Genomic DNA, 26,343 nt, shown 5'->3' with positions numbered 1-26,343 from the left:
ATTACCTGCATGAGCGGGCATTCCAAGTGGGCGACGACCAAGCACAAGAAGGCGGCGATCGACGCCAAGCGCGGCAAGTTGTTCGCCAAGATGATCAAGAACATCGAGGTGGCGGCGCGCACCGGCGGGGCAGATCTGGCCGGTAACCCGACGCTGTACGACGCGGTCCAGAAGGCCAAGAAGTCCTCGGTGCCGAACGACAACATCGAGCGCGCGGTCAAGCGCGGTGGCGGCACCGAGGGCGGCGGCGCCGACTACCAGTCCATCACCTACGAGGCCTACGGCCCGAATGGTGTCGCGATGATGATCGAGTGCCTCACCGACAACCGGAACCGGGCGGCCACCGATGTCCGGGTCGCCGTCACCCGCAACGGCGGCAACATGGCCGATCCGGGCAGCGTCTCGTACATGTTCTCCCGCAAGGGTTTGGTGATCGTGCCGAAGGCCGACGGGCTGACGGAGGACGACCTGCTGCTGGCGGTGATGGATGCCGGGGCGGACGAGATCAACGATCTCGGTGAGGCCTTCGAGGTGGTGTCCGAGCCGACCGACCTGGTCGCGGTGCGGACGGCCGTTGTCGATGCCGGCCTGGACTACGACTCGGCCGAGCAGAGCTTCATCGGTTCGGTGCCGGTCCCGTTGGACGACGAAGGAGCCCGCAAGGTGCTCAAGCTGATCGACGCCATCGAGGACCTGGACGACGTGCAGAACGTCTACACCAACGCCGACATCCCGGACGAAGTGATGGAGCAGCTCCAGGAAGACTGACCCGCCCGCCTGGCCCCGGTGAGCCGACCAGATCCCTGGCCCCGGCGTGGCGGTGCCGGCAGCGTGGCTCCGCCCGGTACCGTTGGCGTACAGGTGTTCGGATCGGGTGATTCGGACCGACGGCCGACGGCGGGAGGGCAGACGTGCGGGTGCTCGGCGTCGACCCCGGCCTCACCAGATGCGGCGTCGGCATCGTCGACGGCACCGGCGGCGGCGGCCGGCCGACCATGGTGCACGTCGGCGTGGTGCGGACGCCGCCGACCGACGAGGTCGCCGTGCGGCTGCTGGCGGTCGCCGAACACGTCGAGCAGCTGATGGACAGCTACCGTCCCGATCGGGTGGCATTGGAGCGAATGTTCAACCGGCACAACGTATCCACCATCATGGGGACGGCTCAGGCCGCTGGTGTGGTCGCGGTGGCCGCCGCCCGACGCGGCATCCCGGTCGCCTGGCACACCCCGACCGAGGTGAAAGCCGCGGTGTCCGGCAACGGCGCCGCCGACAAGGCTCAGGTGACGATGATGGTGACCAGGCTGCTGCGACTGGACACCGCACCGAAACCGGCCGACGCCGCCGATGCGCTGGCGCTGGCCATCTGCCACCTGTGGCGGGCGCCGATGGCCTCCCGGTTGGCGTCCGCGGTGGCGGCGGCGAAGGCCGGTCGCCGATGATCGCCTCCGTGCGCGGCACCGTGCTGACGGTGGCGCTCGACCAGGCCGTGATCGAGGTCGGCGGGGTGGGGCTGGCGGTCCGCGCCGCCCCCGGCACCCTCGCCGGGCTGCGCCGCGGCGAGTCCGCCCGGCTGTTCACCACACTGGTGGTCCGGGAGGATTCGCTGACGCTGTTCGGCTTCGCCTCCGACGACGCCAAGCAGCTGTTCGAACTGGTGCAGTCGGTGTCCGGCGTCGGGCCCAAGATCGCGCTCGCGCTGCTGGCCGTCCTGGAGCCGGACGACCTGCGCCGGGCGCTGTCCGCCGGCGACACCACCGCGCTGACCAGGGCGCCGGGCATCGGCAAGAAGGGTGCCGAGCGGCTGGTGCTCGAGCTCAAGGACAAGGTCGGTGCGATCGGTGCCGGCGCCACCGGCGGTGGGGGAGCGAACGGCGCTGTAGCTGGCGCGCCCTGGCAGGAGCAGCTGGTGGATGCGTTGGGCGGCTTGGGTTTTGCCGCCAAGCAGGCGACCGACGCGGTCGACCGGGTGGCCGCGGACATGCAGGACGCCGCCGATCCGACGCCGGCCACCGGTGACGTGGCCGTGTTGTTGCGGCGAGCCCTGGCAATCCTCGGCCGGTCCCGATGACCGGCGCCCCACCGCCCGATCCGTGGCCGGAGCCGGCGACCGACGATCTGGTCTCGCCGGACGAGTCACTCGGCGATGCCGACATCGAGGCGTCGCTCCGGCCGCAGTCGCTGACCGAGTTCGTCGGCCAGGAGCGGGTCAGGGAGCAACTCGAGCTGGTGCTGACCGGGGCCAAGTTGCGCGGCGCGGTGCCCGATCACGTGCTGCTGGCCGGTCCGCCCGGGCTGGGTAAGACGTCGCTGGCGATGATCATCGCCGGCGAGCTCGGCTCGGCCATCAGGATCACCTCGGGCCCGGCGCTGGAACGGGCCGGCGACCTGGCCGCGATCCTGTCCAACCTGGTCGAGGGCGACGTGCTGTTCATCGACGAGATCCACCGGATCGCCCGCCCGGCGGAGGAGATGCTGTACCTGGCGATGGAGGACTTCCGGGTGGACATCATCGTCGGCAAGGGCCCCGGCGCCACCTCGATCCCGCTGGACATCGCCCCGTTCACCCTGGTCGGTGCCACCACCCGATCGGGGCAGCTCACCTCGCCGCTGCGGGACCGGTTCGGCTTCACCGCGCACATGGAGTTCTATTCCGCCGACGAGCTGACAACGGTGCTCACCCGCAGCGGCCGGATCCTGGACGTCGATCTGCTTCCGGACGGTGCGCGGGAGATCGCCGGGCGGTCGCGGGGAACCCCGCGGATCGCCAACCGGTTGCTGCGCCGGGTCAGGGACTTCGCCCAGGTGCGGGCCGACGGCAGGGTGACCCGAGCGGTGGCCAGGCAGGCGCTCACGGTCTACGACGTCGACGAGCTCGGCCTCGACCGGCTGGACCGCGCCGTGCTCGGCGCGCTCTGCCGGACCTTCGGCGGCGGCCCGGTCGGCCTGAAGTCGCTGGCCGTCGCCGTCGGCGAGGAGCCGACCACCGTCGAGGAGGTTTGCGAGCCGTTCCTGGTGCGGGCGGGCATGCTGGCCCGCACTTCGACCGGCCGGGTGGCCACCCCGGCGGCGTGGGATCACCTGGGTCTCACGCCCGGCGCGCGTCCGAGCGGTCGGAACGCCCTGTCGCTATTCGGCGGCCCCGACGAGGACTCCGCGGGACCGCCAGCGCGGGATGCGGGAGACACCCGTCACCTCCGGTAGTCTTGGGGGACTTGCGCGAATTCGGTTCGTCGTTGAGCCACGCCCGCTGTGGTAGGGCCGGCGCGGACCGTCCTCCCGGGACCGCTGAACGGCGGGTCCTCCCGGAAGACGTGCCCAAGAGGAGATGCGAGACCCATGGAACAGATGTTGCTGCCGATCCTGATGTTCGCGGCACTCGGCGCGATGATGTATTTCGGCATGCGCAAGCAGAAGCGCCAGGTCGCCGAGACGCAGAAGATGCAGGAGAAGCTGATCCCGGGCACCCGGGTGATGACCACTTCCGGCCTGCACGGTGAGATCACCGCCGTCGCCGACGACACCATCGAGCTCGAGATCGCACCGGGGGTGCGCACCACCTGGGTGCGAGCCGCCGTCCGCGAGGTGGTGGTGGAGAGCGCGCCCGGTCTCGACGAGACCGAGTACGCCGATGACGCGTATGACGCGGACAGCTATGACGACGCAGACAGCTACGACGCCGATGCCTACGAGCAGTCCGGCGAGGTCAGCCTGGAGAAGCGTCAGCCCGGCCGCAGCGACATCGGCTAGGCTCCTCGATCGCACCCGGCGGCGCCCTGCGCCGCCGGAGCACATCCCGGGTGACTTGATCGCCCACCGGTGGCGAGAGTGCCCGTCCGTGTCTGGGTGACTCGCGTTTCAAGAAGAAAAGGCTAGACGTGGCGAGTCCCAACGCCGGGAAGTTCCGGCCCTGGTTGCACATCGGCGTGTTCGCCGGACTGGTCATCCTGCTCTACGGGCTGGTGTTCCTGACTCCGGGTGAAAACACCCCCAAGCTGGGCATCGATCTGCAGGGCGGCACCCGGATCACCCTGGCCGCGCAGACCGAGACCGGCGACGCGCCGTCCCGCGAGTCGATGCAGCAGGCCCGCAACATCATGGAGACCCGCGTCAACGGCTCCGGTGTGGTCGGCGCCCAGGTGCAGATCGACGGCTCCCGCCAGCTGGTGGTGACGTTCCCCGGCGAGAAGGACCTCCGCGATCTGGCCCGCAGCGCCCGGATGAACATCCGGCCGGTGGTTTCCGCGGTGGGCATCACGCCTCCGTCGGACGGCACAGCCACCACCGGTGCCACCACCACTCCCACCCTGACGACCGCGCCGGCCATCGGTGAGACGCAGGCGACGCCGCCCTCGCCGGTTGACACCGGCAGCGGGACGGCCGAGAGCGATGCGGCGACCACCGATTCGGCGACCACGAGCGCGGCGACCACCGGCTCGGCGACCAGCAGCGGGCAGGGGTTGCGCGCTGCCGGCGCCGCCGCCAGCACCCCCTCCGGAACCACGGCAACGAGCTCCGCGCCCAAGACCACCGGCACGACGACGGGTTCCGCCGCGGCCACCGGTTCCGCGACCGACGCAACCGGCACTGCGACCGACACCGCCGGGACCGCGACCGGAGCCACCGGGACGGCGACCGGAACTGCCGCGGCCGCCAAGGGCGGGACCTTCCCCGAGGGCAGCGACCCGACGATCCCCACTCAGCCCGCCGGCAACGACGAGGCCGCCTTCACCGCCTGGCAGACCGCCGCCACCACCAGCATCCAGAACGGCGACCTGACCTGCGCCGATCTGAAGACGCACAATGGCAAGGACATCCAGGGCCTGGACAAGGCCGAGAAGCCGCTGCTGGCGTGCAACGAAGACGGCACCGAGATGTACGTGCTGGAGAAGACGCTGATCCCCGGCGACCAGATCAGCACCGCCTCCGCCGGCATCGGCAGCGACGGCGGCTGGGCGGTCAACGTCAAGTTCGACACCACCGGCTTCAACACCTGGGCCGCCTACACCGCGGCCCACGTCGGCACCCAGACCGCCTTCACCCTTGACGGCCAGGTGCTCTCGGCTCCGGTGATCCGCGGCCCGATCAACACCCCGACCACCGAGGTGTCCGGCTCCTTCAACCAAGAATCGGCGACCGCGCTGGCCAACTCGCTGAAGTTCGGTGCGCTGCCACTGGTGTTCACCCTGGACAAAACCGAATCGGTCAGCGCCGAGGTCGGCGCCGAGTCGCTGCAGGCCGGCATGATCGCCGGCGGTATCGGGCTGCTGCTGGTGGTCGTCTACTGCCTGTTCTACTACCGGCTGCTCGGTGCCATCACCGTGTTGTCGCTGGTGCTGTCCGGAATGCTCGTCTACGCCGTGATGGTGCTGCTCGGGCGCTGGATCGACCTGTCGCTGGACATGGCCGGCATCGCCGGTCTGATCATCGCGATCGGCATCACCGCCGATTCCTTCGTCGTCTACTTCGAGAGACTCAAGGACGAGGTCCGGGAGGGCAGAACCTTCCGGTCCGCGGTGCCACGCGGCTGGGAACGGGCCAAACACACCATCCTGTCGGCCGACGCGGTGACCTTCATGTCCGCCGTCATCCTGTACATCTTCGCGGTCGGCGACGTCAAGGGCTTCGCGTTCACCCTGGGTCTGTCCACCGTCCTCGACCTGGTGGTGGTGTTCCTGGTGACGCACCCGCTGGTGTCCCTGGCCGCCGACTCGAAGGCGTTCCGGTCGCCGGCGCTCTCCGGTCTCGGTGCGGTCGCCGCCGCCGGTGCCAAGCACCGGGCCGCCACCGCCCGCTTCGCGACGAAGGAGGCCTGAGATGACGACCAGCCTCAGCAAGCCCGAGCACAAGCCCGCGAAGAAGGCCGGGTTCTTCAACCGGCTGTCCACCGGCACCGGCGCTTTCGACATCCTGCGGCCCAGGAAGGTCTACTACACCGTCGGCATCGTGCTGGTGGTGGCGTCGATCCTGCTGATCATCTTCCGCGGCTTCAACCTGGGTATCGACTTCGCCGGCGGCACCAAGCTCACCTTCACTCCGGCAGCGACCAGCGTGCCGAGCGATGCGCAGGTCGGCGAGGTGATGTCCGATTCGATCGGTGTCAGCGACGTCACCGTGCAGCGGGTCGGCCAGTCGTTGCAGGTGGTCTCCGCCGAACTGCAGCCGAACCAGATCCAGACCGCCGCCGCCGCGCTCAAGTCGGCGTTCGCCCTGCCCGGCAACGTGGTCGACACCGCGGTGTCCGGCACCTGGGGGGCCGAGGTGTCCAAACAGGCGATCATCTCGGTGATCGTCTTCCTGGTGGCGGTCGCGCTGTTCATCTGGATCCGCTACGAACGAAGATCCGCCGTCGCCGCCGTGGTCTCGACGGTGCAGGTACTGATCATCACCGCCGGCATCTATTCGCTGGTCGGCTTCGAACTGAGCCCGGCCACCGTGATCGGCATGCTGACCATCCTCGGCTTCTCGCTGTACGACACCGTGGTGGTGTTCGACAAGGTGCAGGAGAACACCCGGGGCCTCACCTCGCTGACCAGACGCACCTACGCCGAGGCGGCGAACCTGGCCGTCAACCAGACGCTGATGCGTTCGATCAACACCTCGCTGATCGCGCTGCTGCCGGTCGCCGGGCTGCTGATCGCCGGCATCGCCCTGCTGGGTTCCGGCACGCTCAAGGACCTCGCCCTCGTACAGCTGGTCGGCATGCTCGTCGGCGCCTACTCGTCGCTGTTCGTCGCGGTGCCGCTCGCGGTCGACCTGCGGATCCGCGAGCCGCAGCTGCGGGCCCACACCAAGCGGGTCGAGGCGAAGCGGGCCGCCGAGGGCCTGATCGTTGACGCCGTCGGCGACCCGATCGGCAGCCGGGCTCCGGTGGTCGCGGCCAAGGGCGCGAAGTCACACAAGACCCTGGCGAAGGCCGGCGGAGCGGCGGCGACCGTCGTCGCCGAGGCCCCGGTCAAGCCGGCGAAGCCGGCCGTCAGCCCGGTGGTTCCGGACATGGCGCCGGGGGAGGCCCCGCGACCCGGTGTGCGTCCGGCCGGTGCCAGGCCGAAGCGGCCGTCCGGCAAGGCGGCGCGACCGACGGGCAAGCGCGGCCGCTGACGCGGTCTTCGCCGGCCCCGCCGGCTGGCTAAGCTGAAGGGTCTGGACCCTGCGGTCGCGTGGGGCCTGGCGGGGGTTACCCCGCGATCGAACCCAGCCGGAGGTGAGCCGTGGCAGTTCCCGACATCGACGGGACGCCGGCGGCCCCGGCTGCCTCGGTCACGACCGAGCCGGCGGAACCGGCCGACACCGATCGGGCGGCGGCTCCGCTGACGCCGTCGTCGGCGGCCGTCGCCGCGTCAGCCCCGGTGGTGCCGCCAGGTGCCGAGGTCGCACCGTCGGCGACCAGACGGGTCCGGGCCAGGCTGGCCCGCCGGATGAGCGGGCAGCGGCAGTCCGGGCCGCAGCGCACGGTGCTGGAGCCGCTGTTCGCGACGCACCGCACGCTGCACCCCAAGGCCGACCTGAAACTGCTGCAGCGGGCCTACGAGGTGGCCGAGAAGGCCCACCGTGGACAGTTCCGCAAGTCCGGCGATCCGTACATCACCCACCCGCTGGCGGTGGCCACCATCCTGGCCGACCTGGGGATGGACTCGACCACGCTGGTCGCCGCGCTGCTGCACGACACCGTCGAGGACACCCCGTACACCTACGCCGATGTCGAGCGGGAGTTCGGTTCGGAGGTGGCGCACCTGGTCGACGGGGTGACCAAGCTGGACAAGGTCCGGTTCGGCGACGCCACCGAGGCCGAGACCATCCGCAAGATGATCATCGCGATGGCACAGGACCCGCGGGTGCTGGTGATCAAGCTCGCCGACCGGCTGCACAACATGCGCACCATGCGCTTCCTGCCGCCGGACAAGCAGGCCCGCAAGGCCAGGGAGACGCTGGAAGTCCTTGCGCCGCTTGCGCATCGGCTCGGCATGTCGACGATCAAGTGGGAGCTCGAGGACCTGGCGTTCGCCATCCTGCACGCCAAACGCTACGACGAGATCGTTCGGCTGGTGGCCGACCGGGCCCCGTCCCGGGACACCTACCTGGCCGCCGTCACCCAGCAGATCGACGCCGAGCTGTCGGCGGCGAAGATCTCGGCCGAGGTGGTCGGCCGCGGCAAGCACTACTACTCGATCTACCAGAAGATGCAGGTCCGCGGCCGCGACTTCGACGAGATCCACGACCTGGTGGCGGTGCGGATCATCGTCGGATCGGTCCGCGAGTGTTACGCGGCGATGGGCGTGGTGCACGCCATGTGGGCGCCGATGCCCGGCCGGTTCAAGGACTACATCGCGCAGCCCCGGTTCGGCGTCTACCAATCGCTGCACACCACGGTGATCGGGCCGGAGGGCAAGCCGCTGGAGGTGCAGATCCGGACGGCGGAGATGCACCACACGGCCGAGTACGGCATCGCCGCGCACTGGCGCTACAAGGAGACCAAGGGCACCCACACCGGGTCGGCGACCACGGTCGACGAGATGGCCTGGATGCGGCAGCTGCTCGACTGGCAGCGGGAGGCAGGCGACCCCGGTGAGTTCCTGGACAACCTGCGGTTCGAGATGGCGTCGTCGGAGATCTTCGTCTTCACGCCGAAGGGCGACATCCACACGCTGCCGGTCGGATCCACCCCGGTGGACTTCGCCTACTCGGTGCACACCGAGGTCGGCCACCGCTGCATCGGCGCCAAGGTCGACGGCCGGCTGGTCGCGCTGGAACGTACCCTGGCCAGCGGCCAGATCGTCGAGATCTTCACCTCGAAGGCCCAGGGCGCCGGCCCCAGCCGCGACTGGCTCTCCTTCGTCGCCTCGTCGCGGGCGAAGACCAAGATCCGCCAGTACTTCGCCAAGGAGCGGCGCGAGGAAGCCATCGAGGTCGGCAAGGACGCGATCGCGAAAGCCGTTCGGCGGGAAGGACTTCCGGTCCAACGACTGATCTCGCACCAGGCAATGGCGGAGGCTGCGCACGACCTGGGCTATCGGGACATCGCCGCGCTGTACGCGGCCGTCGGCGAGAGCCATGTGTCGGCGAAGACGGTGATCGCCAAGGTCGTCGGGTTCCTCGGCGGCGACGAGGCGGCCGGCGAGCAGATCGCCGAGAAGGCCACCCCGCTGGTGGTCCGGCGGCGCACCCCGAAGGGATCCTCCGGGGTACTGGTCGAGGGCATCTCCGACGTCCAGGTCAAGCTCGCCCGGTGCTGCACCCCGGTTCCCGGCGACGACATCCTCGGCTTCGTCACCAAGGGCGGGGCGATCTCGGTGCACCGCACCGACTGCACCAACGCCGACGCGCTGCGGGCCGAGCAGGCCCGGCTGGTCCCGGTGTCCTGGGATCCGAGCTCTGCCTCGGTCTTCCTGGTCACCATCCAGGTCGAGGCGCTGGATCGGCACCGGCTGCTCTCGGACATCACCAAGATGCTGGCCGACGAGAAGGTCAACATCCTGTCCGCCAACCTGTCGATGTCCAAGGACCGGATGGCGATCAGCCGGTTCAGCTTCGAGATGGCCGACCCGAAGCACCTCGGGCACCTGCTACGGGTCGTCAGGGCCGTTGACGGCGTCTACGACGTCTACCGGGTGACGAGCGCCTGACCGGCAGTTTCGCGGATCGGCCGGCTGGTGTGTCGGGGCGCGGAGGTGTCCGGGTTGGTCAGGTGGGCTGGCGCCGCACGCCGCAGCGCCAGGCGTCAGTTGGTGGTCGTCTTGGACACCGGCGCCGACTCGCTGGTCGGGGCCGCACCGGTGTCCGCTGCGCCGGTGTCGGCCGCGCCGGTGTCGGCAGGCAGCTCGTCGGTCGGCGCCGCGCCGCTGTCGGCCGACGAACTCGGCCACGCGGTGGAGGCCACGACGGCCTCGGCCGGCACCTTGACCGACTCGATCTTGGCGGCGGCATTCGGCGCGCCGTCCTGCCGGTCGTCCTTGACGCCCTTCTCGGCGATCGACTGGACCACCTTCATGCCGGCGTCGGACACCGTGCCGATGATGGTGTAGCTCGGCGCAATCGTGGTCTTGCCGTAGACGATGAAGAACTGCGAACCCTCGCCGGTGGTACCGGTGTTGGCCATGGCCAGCGTGCCGACCGGGTACTTGGCCTGGTCGGCCACCTGGGTGGCGTACTCGTAGCCGGGTCCGCCGTTGCCCTTGCCGGACGGATCCCCGCACTGCAGGATGTTCAGCTCGGCGCTCTTGGTCAGCCGGTGGCAGTTGGTGTTGTCGTAGAAGCCCTGCGCGGCCAGCGACAGGAACGAGTTCACCGAGCAGGGGGCGAGGCTGCGGTCCAGCGTCACCGGCACCGACTCGCCGTTCAGGGCGATGGTGGCGTCCACCTTGCCGGTCTTGGCCGGGGAGATGTTCGATGGCGGGTCGACCTTCTTCGCGGCAGTGCCACTGGCCGGGTAGGTGCACGGGGTGGCCGGCGCGGTGGAGGTCGCGGTGCTGTCGGTCCCGGTGGCGTCAGACGCGGTGGCGTTGGCGTCAGGGGCCGCGGTGGTGGTGCTGTTCTTGTTCGCGGTGACCAGCCAGACGACACCGGCGGCGACGAGTACCACGGCGACGGCGCCGGCAATCAGGGTGTTGCGGCGCCGACGGGTGCGCTCCTGCTCGCGACGGGCGAGCTGACGCTGCAGCTTCCGCTTGGCCGCCTCGCGTCGCTGCTGATTGCTCGGCACCGGGTGTCCTCCTGGGGGTCGTGAGCGCTCGCGGGTCCAACGGAAACGATGTCGGGCCCCGGCGGCCGAGTCTAGGTGACCGCCGCCGGCCAATGATGCGAGGATCGTCTGAGAAAACCCTGTGCAGCCGATCCCGGTGGATCGCGACCGGCCGGCCGCTAGGGTGACCGGGTGCTGATCGCAGGGTTCCCGGCCGGTTCGTTCCAGGCCAATTGCTACGTCATCGCAGCCGAGCCCGGCGGGGAATGCGCGGTGATCGATCCGGGGGAGAACTCCGCCGAACCGCTGGCCGAGGTGCTGCGGCAGCATCGGCTGACCCCGGCGGCCGTGCTGCTCACCCACGGGCACCTCGACCACGTCGCGGGAGCGAACGAACTGTGTCGGTCCGCCGGCGTCCCGGCCTACCTGCACGCGGCCGACCAGCACCTGCTGGACGACCCGTTGGCCGGCCTGAGCGAGCCGCTGCGCCGACAGCTGGCCGGGATGGACCTGACCGGGCTGCGGCCGCCGGAGGTCCGTTCGTTCGACGACTCAGCGACCCTCGAGCTGGCCGGCCTGCGGGTCGCGGTCGATCCGGTGCCCGGCCACACCCCCGGCTCGGTGGTGTTCCGGTTGGCAGCAGCGGTCGATCCGAACGGCGGACGGCCGGAACTGCTGTTCACCGGCGACACCCTGTTCGCCGGCTCCGTCGGCCGTACCGATCTGCCCGGCGGCTCCTGGGACGAGCTGCGGCACTCGCTCAGATCGGTGCTGTTGACCCGGGCGGACGACGCAGTGGTGCTGCCCGGTCACGGGCCGAGCAGCACCATCGGGACCGAACGCGGCGGCAACCCGTTCCTGATCGGCTGAGAGTATTAGAGGATGAGGATGAGCCGACAGGGAGCGAGGAAACGTCTGGTGCGTCGAGGGACGAGATACGCCGGACGGCCCGGAACGACCGCGGAGGCGAACAATTGAGCAGAGTCAGCCCGATCAGCGGGTTCCCCGAGTTCCTGCCTGCCGACCGGATCGTCGAGCAGCACTTTCTGGACGTGATTCGGGAAACCTTTGAGCTGCACGGGTTCTGCTCGATCGAGACTCGATCGGTGGAGCCGATCGAGCGGCTCTCGGCCCAGGGTGAGGACACCGACAAGGAGATCTATGCGATCTCCCGGCTGGCCGGTGGCGGCGACAACAGCCGCGAACCGAGCCTGGGGCTGCACTTCGACATGACGGTGCCCTTCGCCCGTTACGTGCTGGAGAATGCCGGCAAGCTCAACTTCCCGTTCCGTCGCTACCAGATCCAGAAGGCCTGGCGGGGGGAGCGGCCGCAGGAGGGTCGCTACCGCGAGTTCACCCAGGCCGACATCGACGTGGTCGACGTCGGCGAGCTGTCGCCGCACTTCGAGGCGGAGATGCCACTGGTGGTGGCAGATGCCTTCGGCAAGTTGCCGATCGGCGAGTACGTGATTCAGGTGAACAACCGCAAGATCCCCGAGGGCTTCTACCTGGGCATCGGGCTCGACGACGTGCCGGGAACCCTGCGGATCGTCGACAAGCTGGACAAGGTCGGGCCGGACGCGGTGCGCACCATGCTGGTGGCGGCCGGGGCCACCGACCAGCAGGCCGCGCAGTGCCTGGCGCTGGCCGGGATCCGCACCGCCGACACCTCTTTCGTCGACCGGGTCCGGGAACTGGGGGTGTCACACCCGACCCTGGATGACGGGCTGACGGCATTGTCCGCGGTGATCGAGGCGGGGGCCGCGAACGCACCCGGGCGGATCGTCGCCGACCTGCGGATCGCCCGCGGGCTGGACTACTACACCGGCACCGTCTACGAGACGCAGCTGATCGGATACGAGTCGTGGGGCAGCTTCTGCTCCGGCGGCCGGTACGACGCGCTGGCCTCCGACGGCCGTCACACCTATCCGGGGGTCGGCATCTCGATCGGGGTGTCGCGGCTGCTCGGGCTGCTGATCGGCAAGGGGCTGGTGACGTCATCCCGGTCGACCCCGGCCTGCGTACTGGTCGCTCTGGTGTCGGAAGACCAGCGAAGCAACTCGTCAGCCGTGGCGAAAGCCCTGCGGGACAGGGGGATCGCCTGCGAGGTGGCACCGGCTGCGGCGAAGTTCGGCAAACAGATCCGGTATGCGGAGCGGCGCGGGATTCCGTTCGTCTGGTTCCCCGGCGACACCGGCGACGCGCTCGCCGGTGAGGTCAAGGACATCCGCAGTGGAGAACAGCTGCCGGTTTCGGCATCGAGCTGGCAGCCACCGGCCGCCGACCTGCGTCCGGTGGTGCACACCTCACCGCGGGCGTAGCGGGGTTGTCCCGTCAGCCCCGTGCCGGCTCGACACAGATCGCCTGTCCTCGATCAGTACGACCTGGCAGTGTGAACGAACGTTTTGGGTAGATCGACTTGACCAAGCTATCGAACAGGCGTTCGATGAATGGATGCGATGGGACGCGCAACGAGCGGATCGGCAGGACGACGAACCGACGTTGCCGGGGATGCCATTGCTGGCGGGACTCGTCCGCTCGGTCCGGCCGCCGGAGTTCGCCGGCGTCACCTTCCACGAGGTGTTGGCCAAGTCGGCGCTGAACAAGGTGCCCGGATCATCGGCCATGCCGTTCGGCTGGACCGTCAATCCGTACCGGGGCTGCACCCACGCCTGTGCATATTGCTTCGCCCGCAACACCCACACCTACCTGGAGCTGGACGCCGGGCACGACTTCGACTCCCAGATCGTCGTCAAGACCAACGTCGGGCAGGTCCTGCGCCGGGAACTGGCGAGGCCGGGGTGGCAGCGGGAACACGTCGCCTTGGGCACCAACACCGATCCCTACCAACGCGCCGAGGGTCGCTATGCGTTGATGCCGAGGATCATCGATGCGCTGGCCGACTCCGGCACTCCGTTCTCGATCCTCACCAAGGGCACCGTGCTCAGTCGCGACCTCGACCGGCTGGCGCGGGCGGCGACGAAAGTGCCGGTGGGGATAGGGATCTCATTGGCGTTGCTGGATCCGGAGCTGCAGGCGAACCTGGAACCCGGCACCCCGTCACCGAAGGCCAGGCTCAACCTGATCCGCCGGGTGCGCGATGCCGGGCTGCCCTGCGGGGTGTTCGTCGCCCCACTGCTGCCGCACCTGACCGACTCGCTCGAGCAGATCACCGAGTTGTGCGGTGAGCTCGCGGCGGCCGGGGCGACGGGCGTCAGCGGCATTCCGCTCCACCTGCGCCCCGGCACCAAAGAGTGGTTCCTGCAATGGCTCTCCGGCGAACGAGCTGAGCTGCTGCCGGTGTACGAGCGACTCTACCGGCGCGGCGCCTACCTCCCCAGGGACTATCGGGACATCGTCTCCGACCGGATCCGCACGGCCCGTCGCGCTGCCGGACTGGGCGGCTTCGGCGCAGCCATGCAGGGCCGAGGGGGAGTGCCGGGGGATGCTCGGGCCTCGTTCCCGGCCGGCAGCCTGCCGACGGTCGCCCCGCCCACCGAACCCGACCGCGCTGCCTCGGCCGGCGAGCAACTCAGGCTCATCTGACGGAGGATCGCTGGCATGAGCACCGTCTGGCATGAGCACCGTGTGGTGGCAGGGCATCGACGACCCGGACCGCATCGATCGGGCGACCTTCGCGATCGAGCCGGGCTCGGCCGAGCCGTTCGCGGCCGAGGGGGAGAGCGTCACCCCGACTACCGGCTGCGTTGGCAACTCGACACGGTGCAGGGGTTCGTCACCCGGCGGTTGCAGACCAGCGGGCAGCTCTACCGGTTGCTCTCGGCGACCGGCGAGGGCTTCCGGGTCCGCTATACCGGTGAACATCGTGACGTCACGGCGGTGTTGACGGTCGATCCGAACGGCGTGGTGATCGACTATCCGGGACTGGCTCATCGGATCGTCCCGCCGGTCGAAGGTCACGATTGAAATTACGGTGCGTCGGCCCTGTTCTGTGGGAAAAGTCCCTGCTAACGTCCGTTCAAGTGAAAATTCCACGCCGACGGTGTCGCGGATCGTGACGCACAGACCGTCGATCGGGCACCTCCTAGGAAAGGCGGCACGATGAGGATCAGAACGCGCAGAACCACGGCGGTGACGGCGGCCGGGATCGCCCTGCTGCTCACGCTCGGAGCCTGCGGCTCGGACAACAACGGCGAAGGGACCAGTGCCGCCGACACTGCGGCCGCCGCCGGAAGTTCCGCGGCCGGCGCGGAAACGACGGGTGCGGACACCGCAGGCTCGGACACCGCGGCTTCGGGCACGGCGGGTTCGGACACCGCCGGCTCCGACACCGCCGGTTCGGACACCGCGGGTTCCGCTCCGGCTGAGTCCGGCTCGCAGGACTTCGCCGGCAAGAAGCTGACCGTCTGGATCATGGAGGGCACCAACCCGGATGCCACCCCGTTCTTCGCCGACGTGGCGAAGGACTTCAAGGCGCAGACCGGGGCCGACCTGGACGTGCAGTTCCAGCCGTGGGCCGACGCGCACGACAAGTTCACCACCGCGATCGCCGGCGGCACCACTCCGGACGTGGCGGAGATCGGCACCACCTGGACGCCGGAGTTCGCCCAGGCCGGCGCACTGGAGGACCTCACCCAACAGGTGGCGCCGATGAAGGACAACCTGGTCCAGGGCCTGGTGGATGCCGGGACCATGGACGGCAAGCTCTACGGCATGCCCTGGTACGCGGGTGTTCGCTCGTTCGTCTACAACAAGGACGTGTTCGAGAAGGCCGGCGTGCAGCCGCCGACCACCTGGGACGAGCTGGTCGCGGCCGGCGAGAAGATCAAGAGTGCGGTTCCCGACGTGGTGCCGTTCGCGGTGGCCGGTGACTGCTCCTACTGCATGATGCCGTTCATCTGGGGCGCCGGCGGCGACGTCGCTACTCAGCAGGACGGTAAGTGGACCTCGACGATCGACTCTCCGGAATCGCAGGCGGGCCTGACCTTCTACACCGACCTCGCGCTGAAGCAGGGCTTGTCGACCCCGGCGGCGGCCACCTGGAAGGAGACCGACCTGCTGAAGAACTTCGAGTCCGGCAAGCTCGCGATGGTGATCACCGGCAACTGGACGATCACCAAGATCACCACCGACGCCCCGGACATGAAGGGCAATCTCGGTGCCTTCGCGATCCCGGGCAAGACCGCCGACAAGCTGTCACCGTCGTTCCTCGGTGGTTCGCACCTCGGCATCTTCAAGGCCAGCCAGAACAAGGAGCTCGCCTGGAAGTTCATCGAGCTGATGTCCAGCGACAAGTACGCGCAGCAGTGGGCGCAGTCGTCGAACTTCTTCCCGGGCATCAAGTCGCTGCTGGACGAAACCGCCAAGAGTGCCGACCCGCTGATCGCCCCGTTCGCCAAGCAGATGGTCGAGGCCGGTAAGAGCATGCCGGTGACCCCGGATTGGGGCAAGATCGAGGGCGCCAAGGTGCTGACGAAAATGCTGCAGAGCGTCTTGACCGGGAAGGCCTCCGTTGCCGATGCCACCAAGACGGCTGCCGGCGAGATGAACGACTCCTTCGGCGGCTGACGAACTCGATGCCCGACCCGCACCAGATCGTCGCGGCGCCCGCCGCTGCTCGTCCCGGAGGCGGGATTCCTGGCAGCTCACGGGCGCCGCGGCGCGTACCCCTGGGTGTCAGTTTCGGCCGGGGCGTCCGCCCCTGGTTGTTGCTGGCTCCGGCGCTGATCGTCCTTGCCCTGCTGCTGGTCTGGCCGCTGATCCGGGTCGGCCAGCTGTCGCTGCAGGACTACGGGCTGGAGCAGATCGTCTCCGGCAAGGACAATTACATCGGCTTCGAGAATTACACCGAACTGCTCTCGGACCCGCTGTTGTGGCGGACGGTGCTGCCCAACACCGTCGTCTTCGCGTTGGTCTGTGTGGTCGGCACGGTCGCGCTCGGCACCTTGGTCGCCCTGCTGTTGAACCTGCTCGGCCCGGCCTGGAAGTGGATCTGTTCGACCGCGGTGATGATCGCCTGGGCCGTGCCGGCATTGACCGGAACCTATGTCTGGGTCTGGCTTTTCGATCCGTTCGACGGGCTGATGAGCAAGGTCTTCGCCGGCCTGGGGCTGATCGATCCGGCGACCTCGAACTGGTTCACCGACCGGGTCGGTTTCTATTCGATCGCCGCCCTGAACGTGATCCATCAGGGGTTCCCGTTCGTCGCGATCACCATCATGGCAGGGCTGACGACGATCCCGCGCGAACTGCACGAGGCGGCCGAGATCGACGGAGCCGGTGCCGGCAAACGGTTCTGGTCGATCACGGTGCCGATGCTGCGTCCGGTGTTCGCGGTCGTCACCATCCTGTCGACGATCTGGGACTTCAAGGTGTTCACCCAGATCTATCTGATGCCGGGAGGCAGTGGCGGCAACGACGACGTGCTCAATCTCGGCGTCTGGTCGTACCTGGAGTCGTTCGCTCAAGGCTCCTACGGGAAGGGTTCGGCGATCGCGGTGCTGCTGACGGTGATCCTGTTGTTGATCACCGGCGTGTACCTGCGCACCCTGTTCAAGGAGCGTGAGCTGTGAGCCGCGCAATCCGGCGCACGCCGGCTGCGAAGGTGGGCATCACGGTCGCGGTGATCGCGCTGCTGATCTTCGCCCTTTTCCCGGCCTACTGGATGGTCTCGACCGCGCTGGACGGTAAGGCCGCATCCCGTGGCTCGCAACTGCTTCCGCAGTCGCTCACGCTGAAGAATTTCTCCACGGTGATCAACGACGGCGGCTTCGGTCATTACCTGCGGAACTCGCTGCTGGTGGCGGTGATCACGGTGGTGCTCAGCGCGATGGTCGCCCTGCTGGCATCGGTGGCGGTGGCCCGCTTCCGGTTCCGCTTCCGCACCTCGGTCGTGGTGATGATCCTGATCGTGCAGATGGTGCCGCTGGAGGCACTCGTCATCCCATTGTTCCTGCAGATGCGGCAGTACCACGCATTGAACAGCCTGCTGGCGCTCAGCGTGGTGTACCTGGCCTTCTCGCTGCCGTTCGGGATCTGGATGATGCGCGGTTTCGTCGCCGCGGTGCCGAAGGAGATCGAGGAAGCGGCCTACGTCGACGGGGCCGGCTGGTGGCGGATGTTCTTCTCCGTGCTGCTCCCGTTGGTCGCGCCCGGACTGGTGGCCACCAGCGTGTTCTCGTTCATCACCGCCTGGAACGAGTTCATCTTCGCGCTCACCTTCATGTCCGACGACAGCAAGTACACCGCGACCGTCGGCCTGCAGAAGTTCTTCGGCCAGAACACCGCCGAGTGGGGACCGATCATGGCCGCCTCCACCCTGCTCAGCCTGCCGGTGGTCATCTTCTTCACCGTGGTGCAGCGCCGGCTCGCCCAGGGGCTGACCTCCGGCGCGGTCAAGGGCTGACGGGCCCCGCTCCCGATGTCGCGCCCACTCCCGATGATCGTGGGGCACTGCACGGTGTACCGGACAAATGTCCAGCAAGAGCGGGCTGAACACCATGAGCAACGCGGAAGGGCAGGAGCGGAATGACGGATCGGCTGCGGCGGCTGGTCGCCGGCGTGCTGGCGCCCGGATTCAACGGGACCGCGGTTCCGGCCTGGCTCCGCTCGGCGATCGACGGCGGGCTCGGTTCGGTGGTGCTCTTCGGCCACAACCTGCAGTTCGACGGGGAAGCGCCCATCGAGCCGGACGAGCAGATCGGGCCCGGCGAGCCGGTCGAGCACTTCAGCCGGATCGCCGGGCTGACAACGCAATTGCGCGCCGAGCGCGTCGACCTACTGATCGCCTCCGACGAGGAGGGCGGCGACGTCAGCCGGATCGAGGTGACCGGCGGTTCCTCGCTGCCGGGGGCCGCGGCACTCGGCGCGATCGGCGACGTCGGGCTGACCGCCGATGTGGCCGCGGCGCACGGTCGCCTGTTGCGTGCGCTGGGCATCGACTGCGCGCTGGCGCCGGTGGCGGACGTGAACTCCAATCCGGGCAACCCGGTGATCGGCGTCCGTTCCTTCGGTGCCGATGCCGTCGGCGTCGCACAGCAGGTGGTGGCGTACTCGGCCGGCCTGCAGGACGCCGGGATCATGGCCTGCGTCAAGCACTTTCCGGGTCATGGGGACTCGGCGGTCGACTCCCACCACGCCCTGCCGTACCTCGACGAGACGCTCGAGGACCTGGCCGGCCGCGAGCTGGTGCCGTTCCGGGCGGCCATCGACGCCGGGGTGGCAGCGGTGATGCCCGGACATCTGGTGGTGCCGGCGGTGGACGAGCTACCGGCGTCGATCAGCCGGCGATGGATCCAGATCCTGCGCGCGGAACTGGGTTTCGACGCTCTGGTGATCAGCGATGCGCTCGACATGGCGGCCGTCGCCGCGACCTACGGTGTGCCGGGGGCGGCGGTGCGCGGCCTGCAGGCCGGCATCGATCTGCTGTGCCTTGGCAACACCAGGGGTATCGACGACGAACTGATGTTCACCAGCTGTCTGGACGCGATCGTGGCCGCGGTGCGGGACGGCCTGATCAGCGAGCAGCAGCTGCAGGACTCGGCTACACGCCGGGTGACGGCGATGGCCGCCGTCGACGTCACCCCGGTCGTCGACATCGCCTCCGCGGTGGCCGACCTGCGGAGCATCGGGCGGAAGGCGGCGGAACTGGCGATCGGCCCCGGCTGGCCGCCCGAGCTGTCGCCGCTGCCGGCCGACAGCCGACCGGTGATCGTCGACCTGCGGCACGGCAGGACGATGGCGGCCGGTCCGACCTCGGCCCGGCTGACCGACGCGCTGCAGCGGACCTGGCCGGGCTCCACCTCGATCGGCGGGCCCGATGCGCCCGCCTTGCTGCCTGCGGACCCGCGACCGGTGCTGATTCTGGTCCGCTCGCCGGTTCGCGACTCGGCCGGTGGGAAAGCCCTCGATGCACTGCTGCGCCTGCGACCGGACGCCGTGGTGATCGACACCGGATGGCCGACGCCGACCGGTCATCGACGGACGGTGTTCAGCTACGGCAGCGCAGCGGTGAACATCCGGCTCGTCTGTGAACGACTCACCGGGCTCGGTCGATAACGACAGCGGAACCCGCGAACCAAGAGTTCGCGGGTTCCGTGTCGTGAGAAGCAGCGCGCCGGCCGCCAGTGTCACTGTGAGGTTGGTGAACCGGGAAGGTCAGGCCTCGCGGCGGATCCGCAGCTTCTGGCCGCTGACGGTCGCCGACGCGATCTTGCCGACGGCGGCGGGGGACAGGTTGGCGGCGATCTCGACCACGCTGTAGGTGTCGAAGATGTCGATCCGGCCCAGATCGCGGCCGGCGATGCCGCCCTCGCCGGTGATCGCACCGACGATGCCGGCGGGACGCACGCCGTGGTTGCGGCCGACCGCCACCCGCCAGCGCGGGCCGGCCGGGCCTTCGCTCTTGCGCCGGCGCGGTTCTGGCCGGGTTCGGTCGTCACGGGAGTCGCGGGCACCGAACTTGTCGCGCCGGGTGTCGCCGCGGCCGGAAGCCGTTGCGCCACGGTCAGATCGGTCGGCGCGGTGCTGTTGCCGGGTGAATGCCTCGGTGTCGATCTCGCGCTCGGCGGGAGCGCCGTCATCCCCGGAAGCGTTGGCCAGTACGGCCGCCGCCACGTCGTAGATGCTCAGCGAGTTCTCCTCGGCGAAGCTCACCAGCGAGCTGCGGAAGTCGTCGAGCCGCGGCCTGGCGACCCGCTTCGCTGCTGCCGCAAGGACCGTCGTCATCCGGTGCTTGGCGACGTCGGCCGCGGTCGGCGGGCTGATCTTCTCCATGGTGGAGCCGGTGGCCCGCTCGATCACCCTGACCTGGAAGATCTCCCGCGGGGTGAAGAAGGTCAGCGCACGGCCGGTGCGGCCGGCCCGGCCGGTGCGGCCGATCCGGTGGGTGTAGCTCTCGGTCTCGCGCGGCGCGTCGAAGTTGACCACCAGGTCGATGCGTTCGACGTCGAGCCCGCGGGCGGCGACGTCGGTGGCGACCAGCACGTCGATGGCGCCGGATCGCAGCTTCTCGACGATCCGCTCGCGGTCCTTCTGCGGTACGTCACCGTTGAGGGCGGCGGCAGAGACGCCGCGGGCGGCCAGGGCGGCGCCGACCTCGTCGCAGGCGGACTTGGTCCGGACGAACACGATGGTGGCGTCGCCGGTGCTCATCTCCAGCACCCGGCACAGCGCGTCGACCTTCTGCCGGAACGGCACCACCGCGTAGGACTGCGAGATCGCTGCGGTGGTCTTGGCCTTCGCCTTGACGGTGATGTCGACCGGGTCGGTCAGGTGGGTCTGGGCGACCCGACGGATGGCGGCCGGCATGGTCGCGGAGAACAGCGCGGTCTGCCGCTGCTGCGGCGCGTCGGACAGGATCCGGTCGACGTCCTCGGCGAAGCCCATCCGGAGCATTTCGTCGGCCTCGTCCAGTACCAGGAATTTGACGCCGTGCAGGTCGAGGGTCTTGCGCTCCAGGTGATCGATGATCCGTCCGGGGGTGCCGACCACGACCTGTGCGCCGCGTGCCAGCGCCGACTTCTGCGGCAGGAACGGTGCGCCGCCGTAGACCGAAACCACCTGCAGGCCAGGCAGATGCACCGCAAAGCTGGTGATCGCGGCGGCCACCTGCATGGCCAGTTCGCGGGTCGGGGTCAGCACCAACGCCTGCACGCGACGCTCGGACGGATCGACAGCGGCCAGCAGCGGGACGCCGAAGGCGGCGGTCTTGCCGGTGCCGGTCTGCGCGACGCCGGTGATGTCGCGGCCGTCCAGCAGCGCCGGGATCGCACGCTCCTGGATCGGTGACGGGGTGACGAAGCCGAGCCCGTCGATGGCTCGCTGCAGCGGAGCCGGCAGTGCCAGGTCGGCAAACGTGCTGGTGACGTCGGCGCGGGGCGAGTCGGAAGACGGGGAATCGGAGCTGTCCGTATCAAGGGCAGCAGAAGACAGCAGGGCAGGGGCGGACGCCATGGGATACCAATCGGTGCTCGAGGCAGGAGACGTGATGGGCGCCAGGTTTGGCGGCATCGATCGCTGCCGCCTGAGATCGAGACTTCCGATAAACGACTTTGACGGCCGACATTCCTTGTCGAGCCGAGCGAACGCACTCCAAGTTCCCACTCAGCGTAACCGATGCTGGGACCGGCGCCGACCGGTTTGCCGGTGAGTTCACCCACACCGCCGCCCCCGTGCGTCTGCGTTGAGCTGGCCAGGCGCATGCGTTGAGCTGGCCGTGCGCATGCGTTGAGCTGGCCACACCTGCGTCTGCATTGAGCTGGCAATCCGTGGTTGTGATGCCGCCCAACCACCGATTGCCATCACAAAGCTGGATCTGGGAGCTGGATCTGGGAGCTGGATCTGGGAGCTGGATCTGGGGGAGGGTCAGGGGCGGCGGCAGGGCCGGTGGCAGACTGAAATTCAGTTCCAGCACCAACAGGAAGGACGAGGTCTATGAAGATCCGTGGCGCGGTATTGGAGGAGATCGGCCGGCCGCGGCCGTTCGCCGAATCGACACCCATCAGCATCTCCGAGCTGGACCTGGACGGGCCGGGGCGGGGCGAACTGCTGGTGCGGATCGAGGCGGCCGGTCTGTGCCACTCGGACCTGTCGGTGGTCGACGGCAACCGGGTCCGGCCGGTGCCGATGCTGCTGGGTCACGAGGCCGCGGGCATCGTCGAACAACTCGGTGACGGAGTCGACGACCTGGAGATCGGCGACCGGGTGGTGATGACGTTCCTGCCGCGCTGCGGCGAGTGCGCGGGCTGCGCCACCGACGGCCGGCTGCCCTGCGAGACCGGCACAACGGCGAACAACGACGGAACCCTGCTGGACGGCGGGATGCGACTGCACCGCAACGGCAATGACGTCAATCATCACCTGGGTGTCTCCGGCTTCGCCACTCATGCGGTGGTGAACCGCAAGTCCGTTGTCGCCGTGCCGGCCGACGTGCCGGCCGACGTGGCAGCGGTCCTCGGCTGCGCCGTGCTGACCGGCGGCGGCGCCGTGCTCAACGCCGGCAAACCCGAGCAGGGTGACGCGGTGATGGTGGTCGGGCTCGGAGGCGTCGGGATGGCCGCTGTACTGACCGCCGTATCGCTGGGCCTCGGCGAGGTGATCGGAGTCGACGCGGTGCCGGAGAAGCTGGCCACCGCAAGAGAGTTGGGTGCCACCGCCGTCTACACACCGGCGGAGCTGGTCGAAAAGGGCATCAGCGCGCCGGTGGTGATCGAGGCGGCCGGCAACGCTCGCGCCTTCGAGACCGCGGTTGCCGCAACGGCTCCGGGCGGCATCATGGTCACGGTCGGACTGCCCTCGCCGGACGCGCGGGCGCAGATCGCGCCGCTCGGCCTGGTGGCAGGCGCCCGCACCATCACCGGCAGCTACCTCGGCTCCGCGGTGCCGGAGCGGGACATTCCGAAGTACGTGGAGCTCTGGCGGGACGGCAAACTTCCGGTCGAGAAGCTGATCTCGTCCAGGATCGGGCTGGATCAGGTGAACGAGGCGATGGACGCGCTGTCCGACGGGCTGGCGCTGCGTCAGGTGATCGTCTTCGACGAGTCGGACGGCACCGGCTGAGCCGCTGGCCGCCGCCGGCCGGCCCGACGCTACGGTGAGGGAGTGCCCAGTGCCTTCGACGATCTGATCGCCGCCAATCGTGAATTCGCCGACTCGTTCGAACTGGCCGGCTTCGACGGTGTCGCCAGGGCCGGGGTAGCCATGGTGACCTGCATGGACTCCCGGATCGATCCGCTGCGGATGATCGGTCTGCAGGCCGGTGACGCCAAGATCCTGCGCAACCCCGGTGGCCGGGTCACCGACCAGGTGCTGGTTGCCCTGGTGCTGGGGGTGAACCTGCTGAACGTCGAACGGGTGCTGGTGGTCGAACACACCAGGTGCGCGATGGCCGGCGCCGATGAGGCCGAGCTGCGGGCGAAGGTCGCCGCCGCCAGCGGCGAGGATGCCTCCTGGATGACGTTCGGCGTGATCACCGACCAGCGGGCCGACATCCTCGACGAGGTGTCCAAGGTGCGCCACCACCCCCTGCTGGGTGATCGGGTGAGCGTCGGCGGCTTCCTCTACGACGTCGACACCGGCCTGCTCGATCAGGTCTGCTGACCGGTCGTCAGCCGGCTGCCTCGATCTGCTGCACCAACGCTCGGTCCCGGAGCCCGACACAATCCAGCTCCCAGAACGGCGCTGGGTACACCAGAGTTCCCGTCATCCAGGGGCGGTAGCCGGGCAGCAACGCCACCTGGAACGCCGGAGCCGGAATCCGCAGGGACGGTCGGCGAAATCCCAGCGGCTCGGCGGCGGTGAATCCTCTCGCCCCGTAATACGTCGGCGAGCCCTCGAGGAACACCGCCGGTGCCCCGGTAGACGCCGCCAGCTCGACGGCGCCGGCGACCAGGTCGGTCCCGATGCCGGCGCCCTGGTGATCCGGCAGCACCGCCAGCGGCGACAGCACCAGGACCGGCACCATCGATTCCCAGGCGTCGATGTGGCCGACGGTCAGCATCACGTGCCCGACCGCGGCGCCGTCGAGCTCGGCGACCAGCGCCAACGGATCCGACCCGGGCGGACTCTGTGCGGCGAAGCGGCTGTACGGCCGGAGCGCCCTGACCAGGGTGGGCAGCATCGGCTCGTCAGCGCCGAAGGCCGCGCCGACGATCTGCTCGACGGCGCCGGCGTCCGAGAGCGACTCGCGGCGCAGCACAACAGGGGAAATCATCGTCCTCAGCTTGCCCTGTCCCGCCATCCCGGTCACCCCCATTTCCCTGTTGAAACCGGTCGGCGCTGCTCGCCGTAGGATCAGCTGCGCGGGCAGCTGCCCGCTGGGCCCTACCTTCGAATGCCCCGCAACCTCGAACGACAAGGACTTTCTCTCGTGCTGCGTGACCGTGACGCCGGAACCCTGACCATCGCCGACGAGGGCGCCACTGTGCAGTTGGCCGGCTGGGTCTCCCGCCGGCGTGATCACGGCGGGGTCATCTTCATCGACTTCCGGGACGCCTCCGGCCTGGTGCAGGTGGTCTTCCGCGAGGGCGAGGTGGCCGAGCGGGCACACCGGCTGCGCAGCGAGTTCTGCCTGCAGATCACCGGCGTGGTGGAGCGCCGCCCCGACGGCAACGAGAACGCCGAGCTGCCGACCGGGCAGATCGAGGTCTCCGTCACCGCGTTCGAGGTGCTCAACGAGTCGGCGCCGCTGCCGTTCCAACTCGACGACGACGTCGCCGTCGGCGAGGAGACCCGGCTGAAGTACCGCTATCTGGACCTGCGTCGGCCGAAGGCGGCCGCCGCGATGCGGCTGCGCTCGCAGGTGAACCGGGCGGCCCGCAGCACCCTGGATGCGCACGACTTCGTCGAGATCGAGACCCCGACGCTCACCAGGTCCACCCCGGAGGGCGCCCGCGACTTCCTGGTGCCGGCCAGGCTGCACCCGGGCAGCTGGTATGCGCTGCCGCAGTCGCCGCAACTGTTCAAGCAGTTACTGATGGTGGCCGGCCTCGAGCGGTACTACCAGATCGCCCGCTGCTACCGGGACGAGGACTTCCGGGCCGACCGGCAGCCGGAGTTCACCCAGCTCGACGTCGAGATGAGCTTCGTCGACCAGGATGATGTCATCGCCCTCGCCGAAGAGGTGCTGGTTGCCATCTGGAAGCTGATCGGGCACGACATCGTCACCCCCATCCCGCGGATCACTTTCCGCGAGGCGATGGACGCCTATGGCAGCGACAAGCCGGACCTGCGATTCGGGCTGCCGCTCACCGAGCTCACCGACTTCTTCGCCTCGACCCCGTTCCGGGTCTTCCAGGCGCCCTACGTCGGCGCCGTCGTGCAGCCCGGCGGTGCCGCCACCCCGCGCCGCGGCTTCGACGCCTGGCAGGAGTGGGCAAAACAGCGTGGTGCCAAGGGATTGGCCTACGTCACCGTCGCCGAAGACGGCACCCTGGGCGGGCCGGTTTCCAAGAACATCTCGGATGACGAAAGGGCCGGCCTGGCCGCCGCGGTCGGTGCCAAGCCGGGCGACGCGGTGTTCTTCGCCGCCGGTGCCCGCAAGGCGAGCCAGGAGCTGCTCGGCGCCGCCCGCAACGAGATCGCCAAGCGGGACAACCTGATCGACGAATCGCAGTGGTCGTTCGTCTGGGTGGTGGACGCGCCGCTGTTCGAGCGGTCGGCAGACGCCACGGCGGCCGGAGACGTCGCCGTCGGATCTGGGGCCTGGACGGCGGTGCACCACGCGTTCACCTCGCCCAAGCCGGACAGCATGGACACCTTCGACACCGATCCCGAGCATGCGCTGGCCTACGCCTACGACATCGTCTGCAACGGCAACGAGATCGGCGGCGGTTCGATCCGTATCCACCGCGCCGACGTGCAGGAGCGGGTGTTCAAGGTGATGGGCCTGAGCCAGGACGAGGCCAGGGAGAAGTTCGGATTCCTGTTGGACGCCTTCGCCTTCGGTGCGCCGCCGCACGGCGGGATCGCCTTCGGCTGGGACCGGATCGTGATGCTGCTGGCCGGTGCACCGTCGCTGCGCGAGGTGATCGCCTTCCCGAAGTCCGGCGGCGGCTTCGACCCACTGACCTCGGCGCCCGCGCCGATCACGCCGGAGCAGCGCAAGGAGGCCGGCGTGGATGTCAAGCCCGGCAAGCCCGTGGTGGACAACTCCGTTCCGGCGTCAGCCGTTGTGGACAACTCGACGGCGAGCTGAGCCCGTTCGGCCA

The 26,343-nt window shown here is 69.1% G+C and carries 22 protein-coding genes; 19 read left to right on the top strand and 3 right to left on the bottom strand.

Going from position 1 to position 26,343, the window contains the following annotated elements; genetic code table 11:
• Nucleotides 1–9 precede the first annotated feature (9 nt).
• The 8 genes from K340_RS0114780 to K340_RS0114745 all read left to right on the top strand — a co-directional run bounded on the left by K340_RS0114780 (nt 10) and on the right by K340_RS0114745 (nt 9,620).
• Complete coding sequence (locus K340_RS0114780) at nt 10–768, top strand: YebC/PmpR family DNA-binding transcriptional regulator (RefSeq protein ID WP_029137287.1); 759 nt, start codon at nt 10–12, stop codon at nt 766–768.
• Nucleotides 769–911: 143 nt separating this feature from the next.
• Complete coding sequence (gene ruvC, locus K340_RS0114775) at nt 912–1,439, top strand: crossover junction endodeoxyribonuclease RuvC (RefSeq protein WP_029137286.1); 528 nt, start codon at nt 912–914, stop codon at nt 1,437–1,439.
• A complete protein-coding gene (gene ruvA / locus K340_RS0114770; protein ID WP_029137285.1) occupies nt 1,436–2,068 on the top strand; it encodes a Holliday junction branch migration protein RuvA in 633 nt (210 codons plus the stop codon). The genes ruvC and ruvA overlap by 4 nt, the downstream gene beginning before the upstream one ends.
• On the top strand, nt 2,065–3,201 hold the full coding sequence (gene ruvB, locus K340_RS0114765; protein ID WP_029137284.1) for a Holliday junction branch migration DNA helicase RuvB: 1,137 nt from the start codon (nt 2,065–2,067) through the stop codon (nt 3,199–3,201). Before ruvA ends, ruvB begins: the two co-directional genes overlap by 4 nt.
• 135 nt (nt 3,202–3,336) lie before the next feature.
• The gene (yajC, locus tag K340_RS0114760) at nt 3,337–3,747 is read left to right on the top strand and encodes a preprotein translocase subunit YajC (protein WP_029137283.1); all 411 of its coding nucleotides are present in this window, start codon (nt 3,337–3,339) and stop codon (nt 3,745–3,747) included.
• Between the two features lie 128 nt (nt 3,748–3,875).
• Nucleotides 3,876–5,813 (top strand): protein translocase subunit SecD, encoded by a 1,938-nt coding sequence (secD, locus tag K340_RS0114755; RefSeq protein ID WP_029137282.1) that lies wholly within the window; start codon nt 3,876–3,878, stop codon nt 5,811–5,813.
• Nucleotide 5,814: 1 nt separating this feature from the next.
• Entirely contained in the window at nt 5,815–7,098 is a 1,284-nt protein-coding gene (gene secF, locus K340_RS0114750) for a protein translocase subunit SecF (protein ID WP_029137281.1), read from the top strand.
• Between the two features lie 209 nt (nt 7,099–7,307).
• A complete protein-coding gene (locus K340_RS0114745; protein WP_029137280.1) occupies nt 7,308–9,620 on the top strand; it encodes a RelA/SpoT family protein in 2,313 nt (770 codons plus the stop codon).
• Between the two features lie 95 nt (nt 9,621–9,715).
• Here K340_RS0114745 and K340_RS30255 read toward each other — a convergent pair whose 3' ends face one another.
• The gene (locus K340_RS30255) at nt 9,716–10,696 is read right to left on the bottom strand and encodes a peptidylprolyl isomerase (protein WP_051266388.1); all 981 of its coding nucleotides are present in this window, start codon (nt 10,694–10,696) and stop codon (nt 9,716–9,718) included.
• Between the two features lie 171 nt (nt 10,697–10,867).
• Between K340_RS30255 and K340_RS0114735 the strand changes: the two genes are divergently transcribed.
• The 8 genes from K340_RS0114735 (at nt 10,868) to K340_RS0114700 (ending at nt 19,693) form a co-directional block, all read left to right on the top strand.
• A complete protein-coding gene (locus K340_RS0114735; RefSeq protein WP_029137279.1) occupies nt 10,868–11,545 on the top strand; it encodes an MBL fold metallo-hydrolase in 678 nt (225 codons plus the stop codon).
• Between the two features lie 104 nt (nt 11,546–11,649).
• A complete protein-coding gene (hisS, locus tag K340_RS0114730; protein WP_029137278.1) occupies nt 11,650–12,996 on the top strand; it encodes a histidine--tRNA ligase in 1,347 nt (448 codons plus the stop codon).
• A 133-nt stretch (nt 12,997–13,129) separates the two neighbouring features.
• Nucleotides 13,130–14,221, top strand: coding sequence for an Rv2578c family radical SAM protein (locus K340_RS0114725; protein WP_029137277.1), 1,092 nt, complete (start codon nt 13,130–13,132; stop codon nt 14,219–14,221).
• A gap of 15 nt (nt 14,222–14,236) precedes the next feature.
• On the top strand, nt 14,237–14,602 hold the full coding sequence (locus tag K340_RS35955) for a putative glycolipid-binding domain-containing protein (RefSeq protein ID WP_154674274.1): 366 nt from the start codon (nt 14,237–14,239) through the stop codon (nt 14,600–14,602).
• Between the two features lie 135 nt (nt 14,603–14,737).
• Nucleotides 14,738–16,204 carry a sugar ABC transporter substrate-binding protein gene (locus K340_RS30250; RefSeq protein ID WP_084614485.1) on the top strand — a complete coding sequence of 489 codons (1,467 nt, stop codon included), beginning with the start codon at nt 14,738–14,740 and terminating at the stop codon, nt 16,202–16,204.
• 8 nt (nt 16,205–16,212) lie between these two features.
• Nucleotides 16,213–17,208 carry a carbohydrate ABC transporter permease gene (locus K340_RS0114710; protein WP_084614484.1) on the top strand — a complete coding sequence of 332 codons (996 nt, stop codon included), beginning with the start codon at nt 16,213–16,215 and terminating at the stop codon, nt 17,206–17,208.
• Complete coding sequence (locus K340_RS0114705; RefSeq protein ID WP_245599568.1) at nt 17,205–18,041, top strand: carbohydrate ABC transporter permease; 837 nt, start codon at nt 17,205–17,207, stop codon at nt 18,039–18,041. The genes K340_RS0114710 and K340_RS0114705 overlap by 4 nt, the downstream gene beginning before the upstream one ends.
• A 122-nt stretch (nt 18,042–18,163) precedes the next feature.
• Entirely contained in the window at nt 18,164–19,693 is a 1,530-nt protein-coding gene (locus K340_RS0114700) for a glycoside hydrolase family 3 protein (protein WP_029137273.1), read from the top strand.
• 99 nt (nt 19,694–19,792) lie between these two features.
• Here K340_RS0114700 and K340_RS30245 read toward each other — a convergent pair whose 3' ends face one another.
• Nucleotides 19,793–21,589, bottom strand: coding sequence for a DEAD/DEAH box helicase (locus K340_RS30245; protein ID WP_084614483.1), 1,797 nt, complete (start codon nt 21,587–21,589; stop codon nt 19,793–19,795).
• Between the two features lie 480 nt (nt 21,590–22,069).
• On the opposite strand from K340_RS30245, the gene K340_RS0114690 reads away from it, so the two are divergent.
• Nucleotides 22,070–23,194 carry an alcohol dehydrogenase catalytic domain-containing protein gene (locus tag K340_RS0114690; protein ID WP_029137272.1) on the top strand — a complete coding sequence of 375 codons (1,125 nt, stop codon included), beginning with the start codon at nt 22,070–22,072 and terminating at the stop codon, nt 23,192–23,194.
• Between the two features lie 42 nt (nt 23,195–23,236).
• Nucleotides 23,237–23,734 carry a beta-class carbonic anhydrase gene (locus K340_RS0114685; protein WP_029137271.1) on the top strand — a complete coding sequence of 166 codons (498 nt, stop codon included), beginning with the start codon at nt 23,237–23,239 and terminating at the stop codon, nt 23,732–23,734.
• Nucleotides 23,735–23,741: 7 nt separating this feature from the next.
• Here K340_RS0114685 and K340_RS30240 read toward each other — a convergent pair whose 3' ends face one another.
• Nucleotides 23,742–24,347 carry a GNAT family N-acetyltransferase gene (locus K340_RS30240; RefSeq protein WP_037364929.1) on the bottom strand — a complete coding sequence of 202 codons (606 nt, stop codon included), beginning with the start codon at nt 24,345–24,347 and terminating at the stop codon, nt 23,742–23,744.
• A gap of 156 nt (nt 24,348–24,503) precedes the next feature.
• Between K340_RS30240 and aspS the strand changes: the two genes are divergently transcribed.
• A complete protein-coding gene (gene aspS / locus K340_RS0114675) occupies nt 24,504–26,330 on the top strand; it encodes an aspartate--tRNA ligase (RefSeq protein ID WP_029137270.1) in 1,827 nt (608 codons plus the stop codon).
• Nucleotides 26,331–26,343: the final 13 nt, after the last annotated feature.

The organism is Nakamurella lactea DSM 19367 (assembly GCF_000426645.1).
Classification (GTDB): Bacteria; Actinomycetota; Actinomycetes; order Mycobacteriales; family Nakamurellaceae; genus Nakamurella; species Nakamurella lactea.
This window is presented reverse-complemented; position numbering and strand designations above follow the sequence as displayed.

Excerpts from the sequence above, each read along its gene's own strand:
- K340_RS0114700 (WP_029137273.1), top strand. The coding sequence starts at position 18,164 with ATGACGGATCGGCTGCGGCGGCTGGTCGCCGGCGTGCTGGCGCCCGGA.
- ruvB (WP_029137284.1), top strand. The coding sequence starts at position 2,065 with ATGACCGGCGCCCCACCGCCCGATCCGTGGCCGGAGCCGGCGACCGAC.
- K340_RS0114780 (WP_029137287.1), top strand. The coding sequence starts at position 10 with ATGAGCGGGCATTCCAAGTGGGCGACGACCAAGCACAAGAAGGCGGCG.
- K340_RS30245 (WP_084614483.1), bottom strand. The coding sequence starts at position 21,589 with ATGGCGTCCGCCCCTGCCCTGCTGTCTTCTGCTGCCCTTGATACGGAC.
- K340_RS0114710 (WP_084614484.1), top strand. The coding sequence starts at position 16,213 with ATGCCCGACCCGCACCAGATCGTCGCGGCGCCCGCCGCTGCTCGTCCC.
- secF (WP_029137281.1), top strand. The coding sequence starts at position 5,815 with ATGACGACCAGCCTCAGCAAGCCCGAGCACAAGCCCGCGAAGAAGGCC.
- ruvA (WP_029137285.1), top strand. The coding sequence starts at position 1,436 with ATGATCGCCTCCGTGCGCGGCACCGTGCTGACGGTGGCGCTCGACCAG.
- K340_RS35955 (WP_154674274.1), top strand. The coding sequence starts at position 14,237 with ATGAGCACCGTCTGGCATGAGCACCGTGTGGTGGCAGGGCATCGACGA.
- K340_RS30250 (WP_084614485.1), top strand. The coding sequence starts at position 14,738 with ATGAGGATCAGAACGCGCAGAACCACGGCGGTGACGGCGGCCGGGATC.
- K340_RS30240 (WP_037364929.1), bottom strand. The coding sequence starts at position 24,347 with ATGATTTCCCCTGTTGTGCTGCGCCGCGAGTCGCTCTCGGACGCCGGC.
- K340_RS0114725 (WP_029137277.1), top strand. The coding sequence starts at position 13,130 with ATGCGATGGGACGCGCAACGAGCGGATCGGCAGGACGACGAACCGACG.
- yajC (WP_029137283.1), top strand. The coding sequence starts at position 3,337 with ATGGAACAGATGTTGCTGCCGATCCTGATGTTCGCGGCACTCGGCGCG.
- K340_RS0114690 (WP_029137272.1), top strand. The coding sequence starts at position 22,070 with ATGAAGATCCGTGGCGCGGTATTGGAGGAGATCGGCCGGCCGCGGCCG.